This window comes from Methylomonas albis (genome assembly GCF_014850955.1).
GTDB classification, from domain to species: domain Bacteria; phylum Pseudomonadota; class Gammaproteobacteria; order Methylococcales; family Methylomonadaceae; genus Methylomonas; species Methylomonas albis.
In genome coordinates, this window is sequence record NZ_JACXSS010000001.1 from 2896441 (window position 1) to 2920580 (window position 24140).

Here is a 24140-nt window from a genome sequence, read left to right on the forward strand (position 1 = left end):
TCGTATCGGTTTAACCTGCAAATCGGCTTTTCTATCTCGCCCATTGTAAGCCGTTCCACACCCAGGCCTTGGCCCACAAGGCTTGGCGGCCGTCTGAGAGCAAATCCAATTTGATTCGACAGTTTTGGCATTTTTTATGCTGCTTTGAATTTGTCATTCAATAATAAGGGGCGTGTCATGAGAACCTACGACAAAATACAAATCGGCGATGTCATTCACAGTAACTGGTATGGCGACGGCACCGTAGCCGACCTTAATGAAACCGGGACGGGCAAAATCAAATTCGGCAGATTCTTTGTGATGTTCAGGGAGTTTGAGATTTTTTATGCTAACGGCTGGATGCTATCGGTGTAAGGCCAGTAGCAAATTGCCACCCTTTTTAAGTGGCTAGCTATCAGTTTAGCCCGGACTTTAGCCAATCTTACGATTTGACCGCACTTTTACTGCCCAACAAAATCGTATGGCGTTGATAGCTATCGTCCGGCGCTACGGCCTCGGCTTTCCGCAAACGCTCGGCTTGGTCTTTTTCTATCGCTTCCCTAAGTACCTCGCGGTAGGAGCGATTGATGTTATTAGCATACTGCGTGTCTTTTTTATCTTGTGTTTCGGCGATGGTCTTGGTGGGTTCGGGGTCATAACGTTCTGCAATTTCTTCAGCCAAGTTTTTCAGCTGCTGACTGATCGCCAAAGCCAAGGTCGACGAATGGGTTTTGCTTTCGTCCAAATTGAAAATTCGGATCATTTCATCGCGCAGATTAAACCCGTACACCACCGGGTCGCCGTGCTTTTGCTGAAAATCGTAGGCGATATAGAAATCCAGCGGATTGCTAGAGCTCTTATCAAAAAAGATCGTGGCACTTTCCATGGTGTAATTCAGTGCCTCCACAAACTGCTTTCTAGCCTGCTCCATTTCCTCAAAAATAAAGTCATCGGCAATTTGTTTTACGATGTATTTCATAATCCGCCCCGGTGTAAATTCGAGTTAACCGTCAAAATAAAACTCGCTGCATCCTACTCTGTTTCTTGCCTGCCGTGGTCATGAATACACTTCCAGCACCCGCGAGAGTGATGGTTACTTCCCGCTTGTCGTCGCCTGTTCAACAATATGCTTTGACGCTTCTTCCAGCAAAATGAGTGTCGATGTTTCTTCGCCACCAAAATTTCGGAAAGTCTCGTATTGGGTGCCGGGCGCAAATTCCAATCCGGTAAAACGCTCGGCACCGTCGTAATCGACTAACAGCTTGCCGTTTTTTGTGTATTTGGCGTTATAGACCAACGATCCCCTGCCCGCGCCAAAACCTACCGTCAATCGTAATGCAGCATTACCCGGATCAAATGCCGAAATCGCCACATCCAGCCGCGTAGCATTCTCGTCGGTGACAATATTAAATCCCGCAGTTAATAAAGAAGCCTGAATATAACGCCTGAGTTTATCGACAATCTCCGCGTTCTCGCCGCTTACATCAAGCTTAATGTCCTTGCCGTAACTCGAAACGTTTTCCGAAGATATTGTTTTCAGTTGGTGAGTCGAACACGCGGTTAAGATCAATAGCGATAGAATCAAAGACAGTACGTGCACATTTACCTCAGTTTTTAAAATCCGTATTGCGTGGGCTCGATGTAATCGAGGATTCGTTGAATATAGCCCCCTCGATTCCGTCAACGCTTCATTTGGGATTGTATAAGGGGGCCGCTACGCGGTGGCTACCTACCCAGCTGATTTGCCAATCACCGCAGGCAATTGCTTGGGCGCCTTGATGCGCAATTGTTTATTGATGTTATAGCGCCCGAACACCACCTCGATATCGCCCGTTGCCACCCCCAACTCTTTGGCCAGAAAGCGCACCATATGATCGGTGGCCTTGCCGCCCACCGGCGCGGCGGTGACGCTAATCTTAAGTTGCTGACCCTTGGGTTTGCCGATGGCATCCTGCTTGGCAGAAGGCGTACCGAGCACATTCAGCACCAGCACATCGCCATCCCAGCCGCAAAACGAATCCATCACCAATCCCTTGCCCGCTTCCTTAGCCCCGCCCTTCGCTTTGACTTTTTTAGGTTTTGCCATGCTGTCGATTAATTCCGAAAAAATGCGTGTTTAAAAATGAATAACCAACGCGGTCTTTGCAAGACGACGCGGAGCGTCTGGGAACGCGTTGGCGCTATGAAGTGGGACGGGGTCAGTCCCCTATGCCGCGCCGAGCACCGGAGGTTTTGCCGAGATCAGCCCGCAGGGGAGCGGCAGGGAGAGCCTGCCCCGCTTTTCGGGCATGCCGCTCGTTTTCGGAGGGGCAGGAAGCCCCTTCCGAAAACCCTCGGCAAAACCTTCGGAGCGCAGGATAAAAGCGGCATCCGGGTCGCCTTTTCTTTGGATACTTTCTTTTGGCGACGCACAAATTCGCCTGGAGCGAATTTGAACAGCCGACCGGCTGGCCCGAAGGGCGAAAACCAGGGATGGTTTTCGTAGCGAAAGTATCGCGGTCCCCGGTCCGCGAACCGGCATTAAATCAATCCTCGCGATAGCGAATCATTGTCGATCAAAACCGGCAATCCCGCGTGGGCACAAAAACCGTGCCCACCCTTGTATGATGAATTTTAACAACCGATAGCGCAGAAAAACCGATTAAGCTGTCATCGTTCATTGGGAGGCCGTCCCACCCTGAGGACTGGTAGTTTACCAGAGCCTGTCCGTGTAGATTGGCCCCCGCCCTATTCACCCATACCGTGGAGTATCCGAGGCTAAGAGCCTGCATACACAAGGAAGGTAGGTGCATGTGCAGGGTCGGGAACCGATGAATAGTGTACTTCCCTTTAACTGTATTCAAAAACGATTATGACGAACCGCCCGCTCAACACTACCGCTGAATCTGTCCATCGCCTGTTTGCCGGCGTGGATGTGGGAGCCGATGAATTGGTGTTGGTGATCCGCAAGAACGGCAAGCCGTTCGATCCGCAAAAATATGCCAATACCCGTAGCGACCGTACCCGGTTGGTCAATAAGCTGATCAAATTACCCGGCATCAAGGTGTGCCTGGAAGCCACCGGCATTTACCATTTCGATCTGGCGATTGCGCTGCATGACACCGGTATTCCTGTGATGGTGGTCAATCCCAAGGCCTCGCATAACTTCGCCAAGGTATTGATGAAAAACAGTAAAACCGATGCTGTCGATGCCAATACCCTGGCTGAATATGTCGAGCGCATGAATTTCGTCGCCTGGACTCGTCCGTCAAATCAAAGCCTAGCCTTGCGCTATTATGCTCGTCGCATCGATGCGTTGACCGGTCAAAAGGCCGCCGCGAAAAATCATCTGCATGCGCTGAGTGCGACAGAGGAAACTCCGAAGGCCTTGCTGCGCGATGCCAAGCTGGCGATTAGTCAACTGGAAAAGCGCATCAATACCCTGGCTAGCGAGGCGCTAGCGTTGATCGACAAGCATCCGGAACTTCAGCGCATATTCGAACTGTTGACCGGCATCAAAGGCATTGCCCAAACCAGCGCCATTGCCTTGATGGGCGAGCTGCTGTTATTGCCGCCCAATCTGTCGCACCGTGAATGGGTCAAGTTTGCCGGACTCGATCCCAAGGCCTTTGAATCCGGCAAAAGCATACACAAGAAAATGCGGCTGTCCAAAGCCGGTAACCGGCATATTCGCTCCGCGTTGTATATGCCGGCCTTGAGTGCTAAACAGCATGATCCACATGTGCGAGCTTATTTCCAGCATCTGATCGACAACGGCAAGAAACCGTTACAAGCTGTCTGCGCTGTCATGCGTAAATTGTTGCATGCGATCCATGGCATGTTGAAGCACGACCAGCCGTTCGATAACACACAGTTTTATGCCATCCCTGAATCGATCATCGCTGAGTAAAAGATGATGAAATTTGTTGCTTTTGAACAGAGTATCTACCCGGCTGAATAAATTTAATTTAAGACTTGTGACCAAAAAATATCAGACAAATATTCTCGAACAATAATCCTTGCGAGCTGGATTTATGCAGATAACATATAACCATCAACTAACATCAAGTTCAATTGTCATTTCAGCTTTTTCGCTGTTTGAAAAATCAAAATGACGGGATATGCAAACGAATGTCAGTGCTATATTATTTGGAGAAGTTCTTATGGTTAACGTATCTCCAACATTTGGATAGATGGAGTAATTAAATTTTATTATTCCTGATTCGCCAGACAAACACTTTTCAGCTGCTTGAGTAAAAACAGTATTTACATTAATCATATATAGAATCCCCATATTCATATAAAAACTTCAGAGTTGTAGAGCGCATAAGCGATAGCGCCATGCGCCAAATGATTTAATGCCATTGCGGCGGAAGATGCTTCGCTTTTCCACCCTACTTGATACAACTATCTTCACGCCGCCCGATACTGCCGCACATCAATCTCCACGCCAGCATTAATAGCGGACTCGGCCTGATTCAGAATCGAACGTGTGATGTCATCGCTAAAATATTCTTCGCCGCAGTTATTACAAATCTGCGCCGGTACGTTTTTAAACACCAACGTTGCAGAGCCTCGTTCCAGCGTCAAACTTGCGGTGCCGCTGGCGGTATCTCCATGTTTACAAATCGGACATTTCATGGGCGTTTCCTCTTGAAATCGTTTTCCCAAAGAGAGGGGGTTGGTTGATAGGCCGTAATTACAATAAACTCATCATCCGCTGAAAATCTTGGAAACGGAGCGCAAGCGAAGTGAAGATTTTTAGTCCCCGATAGCCGTAGCGCCGGGCGGGTTTTCGCAGCGAAGCGGAGAAAACCTGCAAGGCATCGCGACACGGCGTCAAGTCATGCGAGAGCCGATGTTTCGACCCCCTGTTGGGTCGAAACGAGGTGACGCGGACGAATCGGGGCCGCCGAAGGCATAAACTGCCAGCAAATTTTTCGCGCTGAAATCGGATGGGACCCATTTCAGCTTTACCGAAAAATGCTGGCGCTCCTGTTCAGCGGTTGCTGATAAAACATGAATCGGATTTCCGTTTACCCAACCCAAAACCAATTGGCTGGGGTACGGAGTATCGTTAGGATAATTCGCAATCACTTCGCCGCCGACCAACACCGACCGAATATCCTGATCAGTGATTCCGCGTTCAAACATACGTATGATTGCGTGTTTTCGATAAATCAGCTTCATTTTAGCCGCACTTGCTTTCACCGCAATTGAGACAAGTCATACACCCATCCATCAACACCATTGCTTTAGTCGAACATTTCACGCACAACACCGCTTTTTCCGGAAACGCCTGCCCCTCCGTAGTGCCATGCTGCGCTTCAAACTCCCGGCGTTTATCGTCGACCAATTGCTGGTGATGATCGCTGAGTTTGTCCGGCTTGATCATACCGATATGTTTCATATGCGATTCGATGGCGTGACCGATCTCCGCTACCAGGGACGGCATGAATACCCCACCTTTTTTGAAATAGCCGCCCTGCGGGTCGAAAACGGCCTTCATTTCTTCCACCAAAAAGGTGGCGTCGCCGCCTTTACGAAATACCGCCGAAATCAAGCGGGTCAGCGCCAGCACCCATTGAAAATGCTCCATGTTTTTGGAGTTGATGAAGATTTCGTAAGGCCGGCGCTCCTGATGCACCGTGCCTTCGTTCAGGATGATGTCATTGATGGTGATATACAAAGCATGCTCGGACTGCGGGGTTTTGATCTTATAAGTAGAACCCAGCAGCATTTCCGGGCGCGCCAGATTTTCGTGCATTTCTTCCAAGGAAGGCTTTTCCACCGCGGCCTCAGCTGCCGCTTCCAGGTTTTCTTTAGTCAGCACTTTGTAGCTGACGATTTTTTTATTGATTTTGTGTAGGGTCATGGGATTCTGCCTTGTGTATATTGGGTTACACGAACCCGTTAAGGTTGTCTGTTAAAATCGTTGTTTGCCGAGCTTGACTCGCACGCTTGGCGACAACATAATGTAGCCAAGGATTGAGGATACTCGGTCGACAAAAAGCCTCGGTGGTTACATCGGGGCTTTTCGTTTTTCAGGGGTAGCATTTCAATCCATAACCATGTTTGTCGCCCCGACTGTTTTTATAAAATTTATCGTTCACAATTTCGAAAGCTCTATTGCTTTGCTCGGGTCTCAATATATGCAGCCCTATTGGGCGCGCCACCAAATCGGCAAGCTGTAATCCGGCCGAATTACTTTTCTTGTCGGCAAACACCAACTGAAACGGCAAGGGTTTATGCAGATAACTATTGCCCGCGCAAATCCGCCGAAACTCCAATTCCAACTCATCGTCTTCAACCTTGCCACGCTGCTCCACGACAATATGGGTGATTGATTCAGGTTGGCGCAAACAATAAAAAATCCGTTCCAAACCAAACCGCAAGCCTATGTGATAAGGATTCTCCGCAGCTTGGTGCCTTTGGCGATAGCGTTCTTTATCTATCACGGTGCTCACAAGGGCAAACGGGGTGTTTTGAATAATTCCGGTTAGCTCGTTTAAGAAATCCGTTTTAAGTTGCTTGCTTTTCACAATGCAAAACTTCCACGGTCTCGCCGAATATCGGTTTCACGCAAAATCACCTGATCGTGCCCAAAATGCTTGAGTTTAAATTCTTGAATTAACGGAACAACGGCTTGCACGTAATCCCGTTTTTTAAAAATACAAAACATCAACACGAATATCGGATAACTCGGATCGATACTCGTTAAGCCATGATCGCCACTTTCATCGACATAAACGATGTAATCGGAGAATGTCTCGCGCACCGCGGATAACACCGTTAATCAAAACTTACCGTAATAGCCTTCCTTCAAAGCGTCGAACAGGTTGGCGGCGGTGTGAATTTCGCCGTCGTATTCCACGTCTTCGTTGCCTTTAAATTCCACGACATGGCCGTCTTCCAGGGTGAACTGGTAGGTGGTGTTTTCCAGATCGGATTCTTTCACCAACACGCCCTGGAACACTTCCGGATTGAAGCGGAAGGTGGTGCAGCCTTTCAGACCTTTATCGTAAGCGTATTCGTAGATGGACTTGAAGTCTTCGTAAGGATAATCGGTCGGCACGTTGGCGGTTTTGGAGATAGACGAATCTATCCAAAGCTGCGCGGCGGCCTGGATGTCTACATGCTGCTTCGGCGAGACCTCGTCGGCAGAGATGAAGTAAGCCGGCAATTGCTGATCCGGGTCGTCGCTGTACGGCATCGCTTCCGGGTTGACCAGATGGCGGTAAGCCAGCAATTCAAAGGAAAATACGTCGATTTTTTCCTTGGATTTTTTGCCTTCGCGAATTACGTTGCGCGAGTAATGATGGGCAAAACTAGGCTCAATACCGTTGCTGGCGTTATTGGCCAGGGACAGCGAGATGGTGCCGGTCGGCGCGATGGAACTGTGGTGGGTAAAGCGGCAGCCCACTTCCGCCAGCTCCGCAACCAATTCCGGCTGTTCCTGTGCGACTTTTTGCATGTAGCGGCTGTATTTGGCGTGCAGCACTTTACCCGCTACTTGGTCGCCCAGTTTGTAACCGTCCGCTTTCATTTCCGGGCGTTTATGCAGCATTTCGCCAGTAACGGTGAATAGCTGGTCCATAATCGGCGCCGGACCTTTTTCCTTGGCCAGTTCCAGGCCGGCTTTCCAGCCTTCCAAAGCCAACTCTTTGGTGACTTGTTCGGTAAACGCCAAAGATTCTTCATCACCGTATTTCATGCCCAGGATGGTAATGGTAGAACCCAACCCCAGGTAGCCCATGCCGTGGCGGCGTTTGCCGATGATTTCGTCGCGTTGTTTTTCCAAAGGCAGACCGTTGATCTCGACGACGTTATCCAGCATGCGGGTAAAAATGCGGATGGTTTTGCGGTAGCCTTCCCAATCGAAGCTGGCTTCTTTAGTGAAGGGTTTATCGATGAAGCGAGTCAGGTTGATCGAGCCCAGCAGACAGCTGCCGTAAGGCGGCAAGGGTTGTTCGCCGCAAGGATTGGTGGCGCGGATATGTTCGCAAAACCAGTTATTGTTCATCTCATTGACTTTGTCGATCAATATAAAACCCGGTTCGGCGTAGTCGTAGGTGGACGACATGATGATGTCCCACAAGCGGCGGGCCGGCATGACTTTGGTGATACGACAAGCCACCAGGCCGGCGTCGTTGACCACATAGCCTTTTTTATTGGGCAAATCGCGCCAGACGACTTTGTCGGTGTCGGTTAGATCCAGTTTATCGGCATTGGCTTCGCGTTCGGTAACCGGGAAGGATAAGGGCCACTGGCCATTGCTTTTCACCGCTTCGACAAATTCACTGGTAATCAGCAGCGACAGGTTGAACTGGCGCAAGCGGCCGTCTTCGCGCTTAGCACGGATGAAATCCACCACATCCGGATGGGCGACGTCGAAGGTGGCCATTTGCGCACCGCGGCGGCCGCCAGCCGATGACACGGTGAAACACATCTTGTCGTAAATATCCATGAATGACAGCGGGCCGGAGGTATAAGCGCCGGCGCCGGATACATAGGCGTCGCGCGGCCGCAGTGTGGAAAACTCGTAACCGATGCCGCAACCGGCTTTCAGGGTCAAACCGGCTTCGTGGACTTTGTGCAGAATGTCGTCCATCGAATCTTCGATAATGCCGGACACGGTGCAGTTGATGGTTGATGTGGCAGGCTTATGATCCAAAGCGCCGGCATTGGAGGTAATCCGGCCGGCCGGAATCACACCCTTGCGCAGCGCCCACAAGAATTCCTTGTAGTGTTTTTCTTGCAGGGCTTTGGTGATTTCTACGCTGGACAAGGCCTTGGCGACCCGCTTGTAGGTGTCGTCTATGGTCTCGTCTATGGCTTTGCCGTCCTTGGTTTTTAAGCGGTATTTGCTATCCCAAATATCCAGGGAAGCACTTTGCAGCGGGATTTCGGTAGTGTTTTGCGTCACAACATGAAGTTTTGCAGTCATTCGTGGATTCCCTTTTCAAGTTGAATGGTTATGGGCTATTACGCCGCGCCGGCACGGCTAAGATACTAATTTTTATTGGATTAAAACCGAAAACACTACAGCAGCGACACATACTGCATATAGTGTGTATGTTGAAATTCTAGCACAACATATTGTGTTATCGGCGGGAATTTTTTCCTAATAAGCCCTGCTTTAGACTTTGTTTTTTTAACTCAAGGAGTTAGCGACGGCATTTAATTTTAAAATGACCCGGATAGTGCCGGGACGCTTGCCAAGCGCTAGACAGATTGCAATACAAACGGCCTGTATCGGCAGCTGGCTGAGCTAAGGCTTTTACCGTTAAGGCGTGGTTAATATTTCCGGCTAAAATGGATTCGCCAGCTGCTTGCAGTGGCTTGAAGATGACGTTGGCAACCTAATAATTACACCATCGAGGCAAACATGAATAACATCAGCAAATTTTTACTGTCAGGCGCTTTGCTTGCGTCTTTTAGTTTGGCACAACCCTGTTTCGCCGGCCTGGAAACACCACGCATCGACCAACGCCAAGAAAACCAGGAAAGACGTATAGAACAAGGCGAGGCATCCGGCGCATTAACCAACCGTGAAGCCAACCGTTTGGAACATCAACAAATGCGCATCGAACGCCAGGAAGCAGCTGCGAAAGCCGACGGCGTGGTCACCGAGGGTGAAAGAGCTCGCCTGACTCATCAACAAAACAAAGCCAGCCGCAACATTGCCCGTAAGAAGCATAATTTAAGATAGGATCAATAAGCGGTTTTAAAAATCCGGCACTTAAGCCGGATTTTTTTGCCGGCTCAGCTATCGCCTTTCATCAGATTCAGCAATTCGTCCGCCGACACTTTACCGCTCATATCGGCGCCATCCAGCAAACTATCGGCCAAATCGCGTTTATGGCTGTGCAACGCGACGATTTTTTCCTCGATGGTATTTTTAGCGATCATCCGATAGATAGTCACCGGTCGCTGTTGCCCCATGCGGTGGGCGCGGTCGGAGGCCTGATCCTCCACAGCCGGATTCCACCAGGGGTCCATATGAATCACGTAATCCGCCGCTGTCAGATTTAAGCCCACCCCGCCGGCCTTCAAACTGATCAAGAACAACTCGCCTTCGCCGCGCTGAAACGCATCCACGCGTAGCTGCCTGTCCTTGGCCGGAGTGCTGCCGTCCAGATATTGGTAGCGGATGCCGCGCTGCTCGATATAGTTTTTAATCAATTGCAAATGATCGACAAACTGGCTGAACACCAAAGCCTTGTGTTTGTTATCCAGTAGTTCGTCGACGATGTCGCCAAACGCCGCCAGCTTGCTGCTAGGTAAAGACACAGCCGAATTGGCCAGCAAGGTGTTGCAACAACTACGGCGCAATTTGCTGATGGCCGCCAGAATCTGAAATTGTTTTTGTCCAGGCGGCGCGTCGGCGCTACTCAATGCCGCCAGGCTATCCCGGCGCAGGGCTTCGTAAAACGCCGTTTCTTCGCTGCTGAGTTCGACGAATATGGGGATTTCGGTGCGCGGCGGTAATTCCTGCAATACCTGGGTTTTGGTACGGCGCAGAATAAAAGGCTGAATCAGCTTTTTCAGTTGAAAACGGGCCTCGGCGCTGCGGTCGCGTTCGATAGGGCCGGCGAAGCGTTGGTTAAATTGCTCCAGAGACCCCAGTAAACCCGGATTGATGAAGCGAAACAAATTCCACAACTCGCCCAAATGGTTTTCCAGCGGCGTGCCGGTCATGATGATTTTAAACTCGGCTTGCAGATTCATCGCCCCCTGCGAGCGGCGGGTGGCGATGTTTTTGATCCATTGTGCCTCGTCAAGAATCACGGTTTGGAAGCGGATGTTTGCCAGCATATCGGCAACTTGCTCCTGCTGCAGCAAACCGTAGCTACAAATCAGCAAATCATACGGCCCTAAATTGTCCAGCAAACGCTGACGGTCGCCGCTGCCGAGAATTTGCGGATTGAGCGTAGGGGCAAAACGGCCGGCTTCGTTTTCCCAATTCATACACACCGAAGTCGGCGCCACGATCAGGCTGGGGCCTTTCGGCGCGCGATCCACCAGCAAGGCCAAGCCTTGCACGGTTTTGCCCAAGCCCATGTCGTCGGCCAGACAAGCGCCCACACCCCACTGTGCCAATCGAGCCAACCAGCAATAGCCGTCCGTTTGATAGTCGCGCAATTCGGCTTGAAAGGTGGAAGGGATTTGCGGCTGGAAATCCCGAGAATCTTTTAAGCGCTGCATGTGCGCTTGCCAGTGCTTGTCGGCTTTGAATCCGGCGTCGTCCTGCCAATCTTCCAGGGTCAAGGCCGCCAACGGATTGATGCGCACTTTCTTACCATGCACGTCGGCGTAGGCTCTTAAATCGTCGAGACGCCGGCGAAACTCTTCGGTCAAGGCGATGAACTGGCCGTCCTGCAATTTCAAAAACCGGCCCTGGCTGGTACTCAACAGACCCAGTAATTGCTGAATTTCAATGACGGTATCTTCATTGACTTGCAATTCGCCTTGCAACGCGAACCAATCGTTGTCGCGCTTGATTTGCATGCTAAAACCGCTACCGCCGGTTTGCCCCAACATCCGAAACTTGATACCTTCCGGCCATTCCAGCACCGCCTGTTCGGCCGGCAAGGCTTGCAATTGCAGCAACAATTCCAGACAGTGTTCCGGTTCCTCCAGCAAATAATCGCCAGCAGTATCGCGTTCAGCCTGCGCCAATACCGTACAGGCCTGCAAGACGGCCTGGGCAAGCTGTTTCTCCCACGCCAAATCCCGCTTAGTTTGACAGTGCCGGCCGTCTATTTCGGCCAACACACTTTCGCCGCCATGGCCGGGCTGAAAATAAGCGCCACCGGTCGCGAACGGCCGGATCAACAAGGCAACGCGCAAGCCTTCGCCCAAGGGCAATAAATGCACGCGCGGCGTGGCATCGGCCTGGACCTGCTCGGCGCTGCTGGAGCTGCCGCCAATATCCGAATGCACGGTCAACAAGCCGGAAATACTTGTCAGGGTTTGCAAGACCCGCTCTTGCGCGGATAAAGGTACTTCCAAGCCCTTGGGACCAAGCACAGAGTAGATTTTGTGGTGGTCAGCGGTAAATTCTAGAACTTTCAGCCGGGTGGGGGTTTCCTTGGCAACGTAAAATTTTTGCTCGTAGCCGGGGACGGGTTCCAGACTGATTTTAATCTTGTCACTGCCGTCCAATTTCCTTACCCGTAACTCCGCCTCGCCTTTGGACACTTCGACCCGTACCTCGACTGAGTCGGCCCAAAACAGCAGCGGATGGCCCACCAAGGCCTGCGGCATGCTGTTGTCGAATTCAAAAACCGTACCGCTGCCGTACCAGCCGCTATCGCGATATTCCTTGATATGCGAACAAAGCTTAAAGTCCTGCTCGGTAAAATAATCAAAGCTATTGGTTTCTTGCGCCAGCCGTTTCAACGCAATCGCCCTGCCCTTGCTCCAGCCGCCCTTGGCTTGCTGTTTCTGTTCGCGTGGTTCGATATCCAGCTGATGACTGGCTTCGTCGTAACTGAGTAACCAGACCAAGCGCGTCGGCTTATCGGTTTGTACGACCGCATCGGCTTTCCTTTCCTGTTTCGGCAGGTTAAGCAGCGCGTCCAGCGCCAAATCCCAATCGGGTCGACTGGCGAACAAATCCGCCAGCGCCGGTCGCGAATCGAAAAAACCGCAATCCCATTGCATGGCTCTGGATGGTTCTATGCTTTTGAATATTTTTGCCAATTCCGCCGCCGGCCAGCGATAGCCGTTATCCAACAAATGCCGATAAAGTTTTTGACTGAGCGGTGTGACATGATTGAATTGATCGGCTTTCACCCAAAATTTGATCAGGGCAAAAAATACATGCAGCAACAGTGGCGCGGTGAGTAAAGTATCCGGGGAGCCGCTATCCCGATAACCGGTACCGATTTTATAGGTCAAATCGGTCGTCAATAGCTGTTCGCGTAGCGATAAGTCTCCTTGTAAAAAGCGCTGAAATAAAGCCAGTTGCTGGTAAATACCCAACCAATAATTATCGGCCTTGGCGGCCTGGTTGATTAATGTGCCGAGTTTGGCGCGTTGTTTGGCATCGTTGTTTTTCAGGATTGCCAATGGATAGAAGACCCCTGCCAATCCATAAAAATAGGCGGTACGCTGGCCGGACAATTTTCGCAGCCGCGTCAAGGCCGCTTCAAAGCCGCTGACGGCAAGGGCATAGTCGCCGCGCAAAAAGATCAATGCGGCGGCGATGGCTTGCAGCTCCGGATCGTCCTGATCAACCACCAATTGCGCAACCTCATCCCATTCACCGCGCAGCAAGCGCAGCTCCAGGGCCATTCGGTTCAACATTTCTTGCTGCATGCCTTGGCCAACGAACATCAACTGCTGTAAAAAACCATCCAACTTTTGGTCGGCATAGAGATACAACAGCTGGTGCAACCCCGAGAAACCCGCCAAACCAATCAATATTTGCGGATGATGCTTGGTAAACCAGGCGACATCCAGCGGGTTTAAAAACCAGGACAAATAAAGTTCGTTAACCGGCGGCAGTTTGCCCAAATAATGGGAGCCGGACTCCAGACATTCGCTGACTCTAGCGTAATCGCCGCGATAAAACTGGATCCGCGCTTCGCGAATGCAATCATCCACGGTGCTGTAACGGTAATAGCCGTGACCGGGCGGATTTTGCATTTGCACCGCCCCTGCAAACAGATCGAAATCCTTATCGACGACGGCTTGCCGGATCAGTACTTCCGCCAATGTTTTACAACAGCGGGTACCGCCTGACTTGGGGTTTTCTTCCAGCAAACCTGCTTTAATCAGCGGTTTCAAACGGGCTTTGACCGCATCGGATTTCAGGGTTTTGTCGCCTTCCCTGATACCCAGGCTAGCCAGACATTTAGCCAAATTGATCAGCGAACTATAGCCGTAATAAACAGCCAGCAACTTCAAAATAATCTGTTGCTCGGCAGTTAATGTCCTGTAGGTTTTAAGACGTTCGACTAAATGAGAAGATTGCATGATTCCGGCAAAACGACAAAATGGGTGATGTTACCAGCTTGGCGAGACAAGCTAAAGAACCTCAAGTCAGCACACATAAAAAAGCCCGCCGAAGCGGGCTTTTTTAGAGCGCACAGACTTACAGCGATGCCAATACCTTGGCCACGGTTTCGCCCATAGCCGCCGGGGTGGGCGCGATAATCACGCCCAACTCTTTCAGCATTTCGACTTTTTCCGCGGCTGACTCACCCACCGAGGAAATAATCGCCCCAGCATGACCCATCCGCCGGCCTTTCGGTGCCGTTAAACCGGCAATATAAGCCACCACAGGTTTAGTCATATGTTCTTTGGCAAACATACCGGCTTCCACTTCCTGCGGACCGCCGATTTCGCCGATCATCACCACTACCTTTGTTTCCGGATCTTCTTCGAACTTTTGCAGAATGTCGCGGTGCGAGCTGCCGTTGATCGGGTCGCCGCCGATACCGACCGAAGTCGATACGCCGATACCCAGCGCTTTCATTTGATCGGCCGCTTCGTAACCCAAAGTGCCGGAGCGCCCAACGATGCCGACATTGCCCGGCATGTAAATATGACCCGGCATGATGCCCAGCATGGATTTACCCGGACTGATGGTGCCGGCGCAGTTAGGGCCGGTCAGCACCATGCGCTTTTCCTTGGGGAATTTGCTCAGGAAGATTTTGACTTTCATCATGTCCTGAGTCGGGATCCCGTCAGTGATAGACACGCAGAATTTGATGCCGGCTTCGGCGGCTTCCATGATCGAGTCTGCGGCATAAGCCGGTGGCACGAAGACGATGCTGGCCTCGGCACCGGCTTGTTCTACCGCTTCTTTCACGGTGTTGAATACCGGCCTATCCAAATGGGTTTGGCCACCTTTGCCGGGGGTAATGCCACCGACGACATTCGAGCCATAATCGATCATCTCCTGAGCATGGAAAGTACCGATTTTTCCGGTAAAGCCTTGCACGATGATACGGGTGTGTTTATCGATAAAAATTGCCATATAAATTCCTTAACCTTGCGCGCCTTACAGGGATGTAACAGTGTCGGGTGAAGCAGGATGCTGAAAGCGACCCGCGACCACTTCGTTACGGGCTTGTACCGCTTTCTCGGCCGCTTCCGCCAAGGTGTTCGCCGTGATGATAGGCAAGCCGCTTTCTTCGATAATCCTGCGGCCCTCTTCGACATTCGTGCCGGACAAACGCACGATCAGCGGTATTTGCATATCGATTTTTTTCACCGCATGCACCACACCCTCGGCGATCCAGTCGCAACGGTTGATACCGGCAAAAATGTTCACCAGCATGGCTTTCACATTTTTGTCGGCCAACACCATCCGAAAGGCTTTTTCGGTACGTTCGGCCGAGGCACCACCGCCCACATCCAGGAAATTGGCTGGCTCACCGCCCGCCAGTTTGATCATGTCCATGGTCGCCATCGCCAAACCAGCGCCGTTGATCATGCAGCCGATGTCGCCGTCCAGACCGACGTAGCTCAAGCCACGGTCGGCAGCGGCCATTTCACGGGGATCTTCCTGCGACTTATCGCGCAACTCGGAGATTTTTTGCCGGCGGAACAAGGCGTTGTCGTCAAAGCCCATTTTCGCGTCCAGCGCGATCAATTCATCATGGCCGGTAATCACCAAAGGATTGATTTCCACCATATTGGCATCCAACTCGCGCATCGCCCGATAGCAGCCTTGAATTAGTTTCACTGCTTGTGGAATCAGGTCGGCATGCAAACCCAAGGCAAAACCCATTTCGCGGGCTTGGAAATCCTGCAAACCGACGGCCGGTTCGATATAGATTTTTTTAATCGCATCCGGATTGTTTTCCGCCAGATCTTCAATCTCCATCCCGCCTTGCGCGGAACCGACCATGACGATGCGCTCCTGAGCGCGATCTATCAGCAGACTGAAATACAATTCCTTGGCGATATCGGTGCCGGCTTCGACATACAAGCGCAAACATTGTTTACCGGCCGGACCGGTTTGGTGGGTCACCAGTTTTTTACCCAACAAGGATTCGGCGGCGTCGCTGACTTCGTCGTGGGTCTTGCAAATCTTGATACCGCCAGCCTTGCCGCGTGCACCGGAATGAATCTGCGCTTTAACCACCCAAACGTGGCCGCCGATTTCGCGGGCGCGCTGCACCGCGTCTTCCGGGCTGTAGGCCAGACCGCCATCGGCTATTTTTACGCCATAATCGGCTAATAGCTGTTTTGCTTGGTACTCATGAATGTCCATGCATGTCTCTCTTAAATTAAAAAATGTAGCTTGGGTTTACCCGCAGGGCATAAAAGCGCAGCGTAACCCAACATTGGAAGCCGTCGTGTTGGGTTACGCCTATCGGCTTTTACGCCCTAGGGTGAACCCAACCTACATAATTGAAATTATTTGGTTTTAGCGGCAATCGCTTCAGCGGCTCGGACGATGTTATTGGCCATGCGCTCGGAAGCGGCATCGATCAAACGACCATCCAGTGCGGCAGCGCCTTTACCTTGCGCGGCGGCTTCTTGCAACGCCACCAGGATGCGCTTGGCTTTTTCGACTTCCGCCGCGGGGGGGTGAAGACTTCGTTAGCCAAAGCAATTTGTGAGGGATGAATCGCCCATTTGCCTTCGCAACCCAAAGCAGCGGCGCGGCGGGCACCGGCTTTGTAGCCTTCTGGGTCTTTGATGTCGCCGAATGGGCCGTCGATAGGACGCAGGCCATAGGCGCGGCAGGCTACCGTCATCCGGCTGATCGCCGCATGCCATTGGTCGCCGGGATAATCAGGGTTTAAGCCACCAATATTCACGGTGCGGGCCCGGTTGCTGGCGGCATAATCAGCAACGCCAAAATGCAAGGCTTCCACCCGACCGCCGATAGCGCCTTGCTTGGCAATGTCTTCCACATTAGCCATGCCCAAGGCAGTTTCGATCAGACACTCAATGCCGATCTTGTTTTTCAAGCCTTCCTGCATTTCCAATTGCGTTAACATCGCGTCAACCATATACACGTCGCCATAGACGCCGACTTTAGGAATCAGCAGCGTGTCGATTTTAGCACCGGCTTGTTCGACCAGGTCGACGACATCGCGCACCATGTACTGTGTATCCAGACCGTTAATACGCACGGACAGGGTGATACCGTGACCTTTCCAATCCAGATCGTTAATAGCCTGGATCACGTTTTTCCGCGCTTTTAGTTTATCGTCCGGCGCGACAGCGTCTTCCAGATCGAGAAATACAAAGTCCACACCACTTTTCAGGGCTTTTTCGAACATTTCCGGACTAGTGCCCGGTACCGCCAATTCGCAACGTTGCACGCGTTGGGCATTGGCTTCGTAAAGTGTGTGACTCATCAATAATATCCTAAGGTCAGAGAGCGAACGGCTGGTTTTGCAGTTACGGCTATTTATAAATAGTCCGCCATTTTACTTTCGGGGCCGCTAAAGTCAATTTGCACAGCGCACCGGATTAGGGCTTGTGGATTTCCAGACCCGAGATTAGAAAAGCGAAGAAGTCTTTATCCTCATTGGTAAACAATCCGAAGCGCTCTTGATGCGTCGTTATAAACGTGTTCACAAACGAAATAAGTTCCCTATGATCCGGCTTAGCACTGCTTAAGAGAAATATCGCTACCGTGTTTTCGAAATCGCTTGCCAGATACATATGCAGCGCGGCTAACGCTACAAGCTGTGCTTCGCCGTTCATCTTTTCCTTGGGCCAGCGCGCCGCCAAAAACCTTAAACGATTCAAAAAAGCTCTAACCGTACGCGGCGCATGTATCGCACCGGCACGGTCGGCAACGATCAAGGGCATCCAGATTTCCAAAGCCTCCTTGAATACATCGCTGTCTTGAAGCGGCTTAGCGCCGACAAACTCGAGACGCAGGCTCTTACCGACTTTTTTGACCCTGGATTGCCACTGCTGCCAACGTTTCGGGTTACGCCTGATTCCCAGCCATCCAGCCAATATAGCGCCAAGCAAACCCAACACCGCCAGGCTGCCGCTCCATAACTGCTGTTCTGTCGGCCAAGGCTCCGGCGCGGGACGGAAGTAAGTAGCAGTATTCTTTTCAGCCCGATTCGATTCAGGAACCGCTGGCTCCGGGGTCGTGACAGGCTTATCCGGTTGTTTTGTTGCAGTATTGGACGCAGCACTGGCATTGCTTTGCAGAGGGGTCTGGCTAATCTGTGGCGTATCCGGCCAATGGTAAAAAGCCGCGAACCCCATCACGCCAGATGCCACCAGGATTTGCAAACCCAAGATCAAGCCCCAGCCCAATTTTTGAAATTTTTCTTCACGCTGAGCGTCACTGTCCACCTCACCCTGCTCAGCAAACAGCAGCTTATGCATGGATTCCGAGCTAGCCTGAGGCACCGGCACTTCGATATTGATGAGTTTTTGCAGATAAAAACGGGCCAGATTTCGGGGTTTGGCTTTGCTTGGATTAGCCTCATTTTCCTCGCCATTGCCATCAAACTCGTGCAGGGCCTTGGCCAAGTCCTCAAAATGTAATTTAACGTTGGCCAACACGTATTTAGGTGCCACACCCAAGATCACGTATAAATCGCCGGCGTTGACCAAAAAGCTCAAGGTTTCCAACACCCGCATTGCGTGCTCACGCTGGCATCTATCCAGGTCGTCTATGAACAATACCAAAGTCCTGGCCCCCATTAACTGAGTCAAACGTTGAAATTTGCTTTGCCAAATTTGCCGGGTACCTACCGGCTCGGCGGGCACCGCTAAACCGACCGTCTTGGCAGCGGATTTGAGCAGATCGGTACTGGCCAAGCCGAACAGCGACGAGGCTTTGATGGTCAACAAAATCAGCGGCATCATGCCAGCCAAGCCGGTGAGCAACCAGAATGGTAAGGAGGAATTACTGTCGCCGGCATGTTCCAATTGGGCGCTGATCAATTGTCCGCGTTCATCGGTGAGAATGCCAAATGCTAGCTTTACTGCATCCAAAAACTCAGCATCGTTATTAAAATGAACTGCTGGCAGACAGTCAGCCGCTCGGTGCACAGGAGCTTGTAACTCAGGCTGCACCAAACAGACTAATTTTCGGCATTCCGCTTCACTTAACTCGACAGCCGCCGTACTGATAATGGAATTGGCTTTATCCGGGCTGCTAACAGCAGCCGGACACAGCTTGTTATACCCTCGCCCGGTCAGGAACGCGGGCTTCTCCAGGTTCAGTTGTTCGGCCAAGTCATGCCAAGTGGTCACTACGGCTTGCTGGCGCTCTTTATGGCCGGACAAAATTATCAAAGCCACCAACAAGCTCAACAACGGCAGCTTCAACCACCAGGGCAGATAAAGCAAAGAACGTAGCCGAAACCACAGGGCCGGCAATAACCACGGCCACCAGCGCGGCGTCGCTTGTTGGCGGACACATTCCAGAATCGAACCCAAGACTTGCTGCTCTTCCTGATGATGCCAGGCGTTGTACAGCACCGGCCGCATACCGGCGCGGCGCAATTGCGCTTGCAGATAAGTCATCACCGTGCTTTTGCCGCTACCCCAATCGCCGGTTATTGCCAAGGTCAAGGGTGGCGTGGTGTGTTCGTTGAGCAAGAAATGACTAATATCCCGCGCCAATTGCAGACTGCCCAAGTAATCGACGCTGGCCGGACCGCCCGGGTTATCGCTGCTACCAACTGCGTGTATGCCAAATTTTTTGGCAGTCAGTTCCGGGCCTAGCTCACCTGCAAGCGCTTTAAGCAGCGGCCTGCCGGAAACCACCAGCCAAGCCCAAAGGTACCAAATCAAAACCCAAAACCACGGCGCCGGCATTTTGCGGTATTGGATGTCTTGCCAAGTTTTACCACCATCGGCGCTACTCAGGACGGAGCCATCGTATCCCACCGCCCAGCCACGCTGGCCGTCGCTGAGGAATTGCACGGCGCTAAGCCCTGCTGGCGTGCCGCTGCTCTGGGCTTGCCAAGTTTTGCCGCCATCGGCGCTACTCAGGATGGTGCCATCGCCTCCCACCGCCCAGCCATGCTGACCATCGTCGAGGAATTGCACGGCGTTCAGCTTTGCTTTCGCACTGCTGCTCTGCGATTGCCACGATTTGCCGTCATCAGCACTACTCACAATGGTGCCTTCACTACCCACCGCCCAGCTTCGCTGACCGTGACTGAAGAATCGCACAGAATTCAGCCGCGACGGTGCGCTGCTCCAAACTTGCCAGGTTTTGCCACCATCATCACTACTTAAGACAGTACCATCTCCACCTATAACCCAGCCCCGTTGGCCATCGGCGAGGAATTGCACAGAAGTAAGCATTGTCTGCGTACTACTGCTCTGCGCTTGCCAGGTTTTGCCGCCATCAGCGCTACTGAGTATCGTTCCACTGTCTCCCACAGCCCAACCGAGCATACCCTCACCAAGGAACTGCACAGCGTTCAGCCATCCCTTAGTGCCGCTGCTCTGCTTTTGCCAAGATTTACCGCCATCGGCACTACTCAGGATGGTACCATTGCTTCCCACAGCCCAACCGCGCTGACCGTCGCCGAGGAATTGCAAAGCGTTCAACGCTTCCAACTCGCCACTGCTCTGGACTTGCCAAATATTGCCTCCATCTACGCTAGTCAGGATCGTGCTATTACCCGCAAGCGCCCAGCCCCTTTGGCCGTCTTCCAGGAATTGCACAGAGCGCAAATTTGCCTGCGAACCAGTACTCAGGGCTCGCCAAGTTTTGCCGTCCTCGCTACTCAAAATCGTTCCACCTCGACCCACCGCCCAACCTCGGTAACCATTGAGCAATTGCAAAGAATCCAAATTTGCCTGAGTGCCGCTTCTTTGCGCTTGCCAGGATTTGCCACCATCGACGCTGCTCAATATCCAGCCATTGTCTCCCACTGCCCAGCCCTGTGAGCCATCTTTGAGAAACTGCACCTTATTCAACCCTACCCAAGTGCTGCTACTCAGGGATTGCCAATAGTTACCGCTATCTACGGTACTCAGGATGGTACCACCTCTACCTACCGCCCAGCCCCTCTTGCCGTCGTCCAGAAATTGCACCGAATTCAGCATTTCCAGTGTACCACTACTCTGAGCTTGCCAGGTTTTGCCGCCATCGGCGCTACTGAGGATGGTGCCATTGCTCCCTACCGCCCAGCCACGCTGGCTATCGCTGAGGAATTGCACGGCATTTAGCCATTCTTGCGTACCGCTGCTCTGGACTTGCCAGGTCTTGCCGCCATCGATGCTACTCAGGATGGTGCCAGCGTCACCCACCGCCCAGCCCTGCTGGCCATTGTCAAGGAATTGCAAGGCATTAAGCCCTGCTGACGTACCGCTGCTCTGGGCTTGCCAGGTTTTGCCACCATCGGCGCTACTCAGGATGGTGCCATTATTTCCCACCGCCCAGCCATGATTGCGGTCGATGAAAGAGATGCTGTTTAGACGACGAGCTGGCGAATCGGGTTGGAGAGATGTGGCGGTTTTATCCGGGGTTGCAGCGTTTGCAGATTGCGCTGCTGATGGGTTGGATGACGCAGCCTGGGAATAACCATTTGTTGGCCAAGCGATTGTCGCGGTTTGCCAATGCTTGCCACTGTCGTGACTGTATACAATTGAGTCATCACTAGAAAAGGAACTTCGACCCACCGCCCACAAGCGCGAGTCATCCGCCGATACGGCAATATCATGCAAATCTGTGCCAATTACCGGCAGACGGCGAAAAGCATTTCGTTCGATGGGATACTGCCAAAAATCCCAACTTGCCCAGTTTGGCTCGACCCGAAACGCATCCGGATGCGGTTCCTGGATGAAAGCGAAAATAGTAAGGCTAAGCGTAGCAACCAAGGCCAAGATAAAATTGGACACCGGCGGTAGCCAACGCGGATAGTTAGACTGGGTTTGATCGGGTGCTTGCATGGCAACAGAGTTTTAATGTTTTTGTTGCCGTTTTAGCAGTAAATCAGTGAACAGGGAAGCACTCAGGTAAATTGGCTTGTTCCGTACGTTCTGAATGGGTCTGGCCTCAGCCCAACTTGCCGAAAAGCGGCTTCTGTGGCAACATCCCGCGATTTTCTAAGCTTCAAAAATTCCAAGGAGACACCAGATGGCAGGTCGCAATCACCTTTTTGTTCCAGGTCCAACCAATACCCCACATGAAATTCTGAGCGCGATGCATGTGCCGATGGAAGATCACCGTTCGCCGATTTTCCCTAAACTGCTGGCGCCGATTCTGGAAGACCTGAAAAAAGTGTTCCGCACCGAAACCGGCCAATGCTTCGTGTTTCCGGCCACCGGCACTGCCGGCTGGGAAGTGGCGATGACCAACTGCCTGAACCAAGGCGATAAAGTGTTGATTTACCGCTTTGGTCAGTTCGGCCACCTGTGGGCGGAAGCATCCAAAAAACTGGGCTTTGACGTGGAAATCCACCAAGTGGAATGGGGCAAAGGCATGCCGCTGGATCATCTGGAAGCACGCCTGAAAGAAGACAAAAACCACGAGATCAAAGCCATCCTGGCCACGCATAACGAAACGTCAACTGGCGTGACCAGCGACATTCCGGGTGTGCGCAAAGCCCTTGACGCGGCGAGCCATCCTGCACTGCTATTCGTGGATGGTGTTAGCTCCATCGGCAGTATTGATTTCCGTCAAGACGAATGGGGCGTGGACGCCTCAATCGCCGGTTCGCAAAAAGGTTTTATGTTGCCGGCCGGCTTGGCGATTCTGGGCTTCAGCCAAAAAGCCCTGGCCGCTATCGATAACAGCAACTTCCCGCGTTCATTCTTTTCACTTAAAGACATGGCGGCGTCCAATAAAGACGGCTACACCCCGTACACGCCATCCACCCCGATGCTGTATGGCTTGCGTAAAGCCTTGGAATTATTACTGGAAGAAGGCATGGAAAACGTTTACGCCCGTCATCACCGACTGGGCGAAGGCGTGCGCCGCGCGGTTGCAGCCTGGGGCTTGCAAACCTGCGCGCAAGCAGGCTGGGATTCCGATACTGTCACCGCGATTGTGGTACCAGCCGACAAGGATGCCCGTCACGTGATTAGCACCGCTTATAGCAAATACAATATCTCGCTGGGCGCCGGTTTGAGCGAAGTGGCCGGCAAAGTCTTCCGTATCGGCCACGTTGGCGATATGAACGATGTGTCTTTGCTGGGTGCGATTGCCGGTGTGGAAATGGCTATGCTGGATAACGGCGTTGACATTAAACCGGGTAGCGGCGTCGCAGCAGCTATCGAGTATTACCGCACTACCGCAAAATAACACGCTTACCCTGTAATAACGGGTGGCCCGTTTAACCGGTCACCCGTTCATTCGCTCTGCCAGGATTACCGACTAAACCTCCGACTATCTCGCCCCGCTCACTTATCAAAACCAGCCGATATGCCTGGGGTGACTGTACTTTAGGACACAAGACAGACGGCCTTATTTTGTGCGCTAAGCACCAAAAGCACCCAACATTTGCACCATTACACATCAAAAACCATTGGTTTTTAACATCCTAAAAAACAAAAAATCTGCTTAAGTATTTAAAATACAAAGAATTTTAAAATACAGGCCTCACTTTTGCTGCACATATAATCGAGTTACCCTCTAACTCCGAAGCTACTGGAGACAATCATGAGACACAGCCTGCTACTGTTTACAGCACTGACCGCCCCTGCTCATGCAGAACTTCATGAACACGCGCCTACCGAAATCCACAGCCAAGCATGGCTAAACACCACCATGCAGATTAGCCAACTACCACGTTCCGATTTTTTCGAACAGGCATCGTGCTGGCTACCCAACAGCTCAAACGGCAAAAATAGCCCCGTAGAGTTAGATAATTGCGTGGCCAAAGCGATTTATACCCAAGGCTTAAGTCGACAAACTCCCAGCGAAGTTAGCAACAAGCAGACCCTGAACTGGTCTGTAATGAACTATCCCGCCATCAGCAGCGGGGCTTGGTCGTTTATCCCCGATATCGGCTATCAATTTCTTATCGGAAAAAATGCTGAAGCCCAATCGTTTGATCAAGCCACTACGGCTCCTAGTGACAAGACCTTATCGTCAATGCCCCTGGCAACATTAACCTGGTTTGCTTTGGGCTGCATGTTGGGGTCGTTGGCGATGATGCGTCGGCATCAAGAAAAGCTGGCTATCGCCACCCATTAATTTTTTGCAGGGTATTTGCGCTTCGATTTTCAAATCTTTATAGTTCTTTGTGCCGGCAGCTTTGCTTAGC

19 protein-coding genes and 1 pseudogene are annotated in these 24140 nt (G+C 51.8%); 5 read left to right on the forward strand and 15 right to left on the reverse strand.

The features are described 5' to 3' along the window. Positions 1 to 177: 177 nt before the first annotated feature. Positions 178 to 354 carry a hypothetical protein gene (locus EBA_RS13405; RefSeq protein ID WP_192375175.1) on the forward strand — a complete coding sequence of 59 codons (177 nt, stop codon included), beginning with the start codon at positions 178 to 180 and terminating at the stop codon, positions 352 to 354. A gap of 67 nt (positions 355 to 421) precedes the next feature. Here EBA_RS13405 and EBA_RS13410 read toward each other — a convergent pair whose 3' ends face one another. From EBA_RS13410 to EBA_RS13420, 3 genes are all read right to left on the reverse strand, one after another. Further along, positions 422 to 958: a hypothetical protein gene (locus EBA_RS13410; RefSeq protein WP_192375176.1), complete on the reverse strand. Its 537-nt coding sequence runs from the start codon at positions 956 to 958 to the stop codon at positions 422 to 424. A gap of 114 nt (positions 959 to 1072) precedes the next feature. Next, positions 1073 to 1579 carry a DUF4410 domain-containing protein gene (locus EBA_RS13415; RefSeq protein WP_192375177.1) on the reverse strand — a complete coding sequence of 169 codons (507 nt, stop codon included), beginning with the start codon at positions 1577 to 1579 and terminating at the stop codon, positions 1073 to 1075. Between the two features lie 129 nt (positions 1580 to 1708). Further along, positions 1709 to 2065: a DUF167 domain-containing protein gene (locus tag EBA_RS13420; RefSeq protein ID WP_192375178.1), complete on the reverse strand. Its 357-nt coding sequence runs from the start codon at positions 2063 to 2065 to the stop codon at positions 1709 to 1711. A gap of 765 nt (positions 2066 to 2830) precedes the next feature. Between EBA_RS13420 and EBA_RS13425 the strand changes: the two genes are divergently transcribed. Then, complete coding sequence (locus tag EBA_RS13425; RefSeq protein ID WP_192375179.1) at positions 2831 to 3868, forward strand: IS110 family RNA-guided transposase; 1038 nt, start codon at positions 2831 to 2833, stop codon at positions 3866 to 3868. Positions 3869 to 4012: 144 nt separating this feature from the next. On the opposite strand, the gene EBA_RS13430 is transcribed toward EBA_RS13425, so the two are convergent. The 7 genes from EBA_RS13430 to EBA_RS13460 form a co-directional block, all read right to left on the reverse strand. Further along, positions 4013 to 4237, reverse strand: coding sequence for a hypothetical protein (locus EBA_RS13430; protein WP_192375180.1), 225 nt, complete (start codon positions 4235 to 4237; stop codon positions 4013 to 4015). 134 nt (positions 4238 to 4371) lie between these two features. Continuing rightward, entirely contained in the window at positions 4372 to 4599 is a 228-nt protein-coding gene (locus tag EBA_RS13435; protein WP_192375181.1) for a type II toxin-antitoxin system MqsA family antitoxin, read from the reverse strand. Positions 4600 to 4797: 198 nt separating this feature from the next. Next, positions 4798 to 5148, reverse strand: a complete 351-nt coding sequence (locus EBA_RS13440; RefSeq protein WP_192375182.1) for a DUF4258 domain-containing protein — start codon at positions 5146 to 5148, stop codon at positions 4798 to 4800. 1 nt (position 5149) lies between these two features. After that, entirely contained in the window at positions 5150 to 5833 is a 684-nt protein-coding gene (locus EBA_RS13445; RefSeq protein WP_192375183.1) for a TSCPD domain-containing protein, read from the reverse strand. A gap of 169 nt (positions 5834 to 6002) precedes the next feature. After that, the gene (locus EBA_RS13450) at positions 6003 to 6500 is read right to left on the reverse strand and encodes a DUF3800 domain-containing protein (RefSeq protein ID WP_324615353.1); all 498 of its coding nucleotides are present in this window, start codon (positions 6498 to 6500) and stop codon (positions 6003 to 6005) included. Next, the gene (locus EBA_RS13455; RefSeq protein ID WP_324615354.1) at positions 6497 to 6736 is read right to left on the reverse strand and encodes a DUF3800 domain-containing protein; all 240 of its coding nucleotides are present in this window, start codon (positions 6734 to 6736) and stop codon (positions 6497 to 6499) included. Before EBA_RS13455 ends, EBA_RS13450 begins: the two co-directional genes overlap by 4 nt. Positions 6737 to 6754: 18 nt before the next feature. Then, on the reverse strand, positions 6755 to 8905 hold the full coding sequence (locus tag EBA_RS13460) for an adenosylcobalamin-dependent ribonucleoside-diphosphate reductase (RefSeq protein WP_192375184.1): 2151 nt from the start codon (positions 8903 to 8905) through the stop codon (positions 6755 to 6757). Between the two features lie 441 nt (positions 8906 to 9346). Between EBA_RS13460 and EBA_RS13465 the strand changes: the two genes are divergently transcribed. After that, the gene (locus tag EBA_RS13465) at positions 9347 to 9670 is read left to right on the forward strand and encodes a hypothetical protein (RefSeq protein ID WP_192375185.1); all 324 of its coding nucleotides are present in this window, start codon (positions 9347 to 9349) and stop codon (positions 9668 to 9670) included. Between the two features lie 53 nt (positions 9671 to 9723). On the opposite strand, the gene EBA_RS13470 is transcribed toward EBA_RS13465, so the two are convergent. From EBA_RS13470 to EBA_RS13490, 5 genes and pseudogenes are all read right to left on the reverse strand, one after another. After that, positions 9724 to 13944 carry a DEAD/DEAH box helicase gene (locus tag EBA_RS13470; RefSeq protein ID WP_192375186.1) on the reverse strand — a complete coding sequence of 1407 codons (4221 nt, stop codon included), beginning with the start codon at positions 13942 to 13944 and terminating at the stop codon, positions 9724 to 9726. Positions 13945 to 14062: 118 nt separating this feature from the next. After that, positions 14063 to 14950, reverse strand: a complete 888-nt coding sequence (gene sucD / locus EBA_RS13475; RefSeq protein WP_192375187.1) for a succinate--CoA ligase subunit alpha — start codon at positions 14948 to 14950, stop codon at positions 14063 to 14065. A gap of 24 nt (positions 14951 to 14974) precedes the next feature. Continuing rightward, a complete protein-coding gene (locus EBA_RS13480; RefSeq protein ID WP_192375188.1) occupies positions 14975 to 16192 on the reverse strand; it encodes a malate--CoA ligase subunit beta in 1218 nt (405 codons plus the stop codon). 146 nt (positions 16193 to 16338) lie between these two features. Then, positions 16339 to 17291: pseudogene (locus tag EBA_RS13485) on the reverse strand (HpcH/HpaI aldolase/citrate lyase family protein). A gap of 115 nt (positions 17292 to 17406) precedes the next feature. Next, entirely contained in the window at positions 17407 to 21822 is a 4416-nt protein-coding gene (locus EBA_RS13490; RefSeq protein WP_192375189.1) for a YCF48-related protein, read from the reverse strand. 187 nt (positions 21823 to 22009) lie between these two features. Between EBA_RS13490 and EBA_RS13495 the strand changes: the two genes are divergently transcribed. Both EBA_RS13495 and EBA_RS13500 read left to right on the forward strand, forming a co-directional pair. Beyond that, on the forward strand, positions 22010 to 23176 hold the full coding sequence (locus tag EBA_RS13495; RefSeq protein WP_192375190.1) for an aminotransferase class V-fold PLP-dependent enzyme: 1167 nt from the start codon (positions 22010 to 22012) through the stop codon (positions 23174 to 23176). A 357-nt stretch (positions 23177 to 23533) separates the two neighbouring features. Beyond that, positions 23534 to 24070, forward strand: a complete 537-nt coding sequence (locus EBA_RS13500; RefSeq protein WP_192375191.1) for a hypothetical protein — start codon at positions 23534 to 23536, stop codon at positions 24068 to 24070. Positions 24071 to 24140: the final 70 nt, after the last annotated feature.

Excerpts from the sequence above, each read along its gene's own strand:
- EBA_RS13465 (WP_192375185.1), top strand. The coding sequence starts at position 9,347 with ATGAATAACATCAGCAAATTTTTACTGTCAGGCGCTTTGCTTGCGTCT.
- sucD (WP_192375187.1), bottom strand. The coding sequence starts at position 14,950 with ATGGCAATTTTTATCGATAAACACACCCGTATCATCGTGCAAGGCTTT.
- EBA_RS13500 (WP_192375191.1), top strand. The coding sequence starts at position 23,534 with ATGAGACACAGCCTGCTACTGTTTACAGCACTGACCGCCCCTGCTCAT.
- EBA_RS13460 (WP_192375184.1), bottom strand. The coding sequence starts at position 8,905 with ATGACTGCAAAACTTCATGTTGTGACGCAAAACACTACCGAAATCCCG.
- EBA_RS13430 (WP_192375180.1), bottom strand. The coding sequence starts at position 4,237 with ATGATTAATGTAAATACTGTTTTTACTCAAGCAGCTGAAAAGTGTTTG.
- EBA_RS13435 (WP_192375181.1), bottom strand. The coding sequence starts at position 4,599 with ATGAAATGTCCGATTTGTAAACATGGAGATACCGCCAGCGGCACCGCA.
- EBA_RS13495 (WP_192375190.1), top strand. The coding sequence starts at position 22,010 with ATGGCAGGTCGCAATCACCTTTTTGTTCCAGGTCCAACCAATACCCCA.
- EBA_RS13445 (WP_192375183.1), bottom strand. The coding sequence starts at position 5,833 with ATGACCCTACACAAAATCAATAAAAAAATCGTCAGCTACAAAGTGCTG.
- EBA_RS13410 (WP_192375176.1), bottom strand. The coding sequence starts at position 958 with ATGAAATACATCGTAAAACAAATTGCCGATGACTTTATTTTTGAGGAA.
- EBA_RS13470 (WP_192375186.1), bottom strand. The coding sequence starts at position 13,944 with ATGCAATCTTCTCATTTAGTCGAACGTCTTAAAACCTACAGGACATTA.
- EBA_RS13440 (WP_192375182.1), bottom strand. The coding sequence starts at position 5,148 with ATGAAGCTGATTTATCGAAAACACGCAATCATACGTATGTTTGAACGC.
- EBA_RS13425 (WP_192375179.1), top strand. The coding sequence starts at position 2,831 with ATGACGAACCGCCCGCTCAACACTACCGCTGAATCTGTCCATCGCCTG.
- EBA_RS13490 (WP_192375189.1), bottom strand. The coding sequence starts at position 21,822 with ATGCAAGCACCCGATCAAACCCAGTCTAACTATCCGCGTTGGCTACCG.
- EBA_RS13480 (WP_192375188.1), bottom strand. The coding sequence starts at position 16,192 with ATGGACATTCATGAGTACCAAGCAAAACAGCTATTAGCCGATTATGGC.
- EBA_RS13420 (WP_192375178.1), bottom strand. The coding sequence starts at position 2,065 with ATGGCAAAACCTAAAAAAGTCAAAGCGAAGGGCGGGGCTAAGGAAGCG.
- EBA_RS13405 (WP_192375175.1), top strand. The coding sequence starts at position 178 with ATGAGAACCTACGACAAAATACAAATCGGCGATGTCATTCACAGTAAC.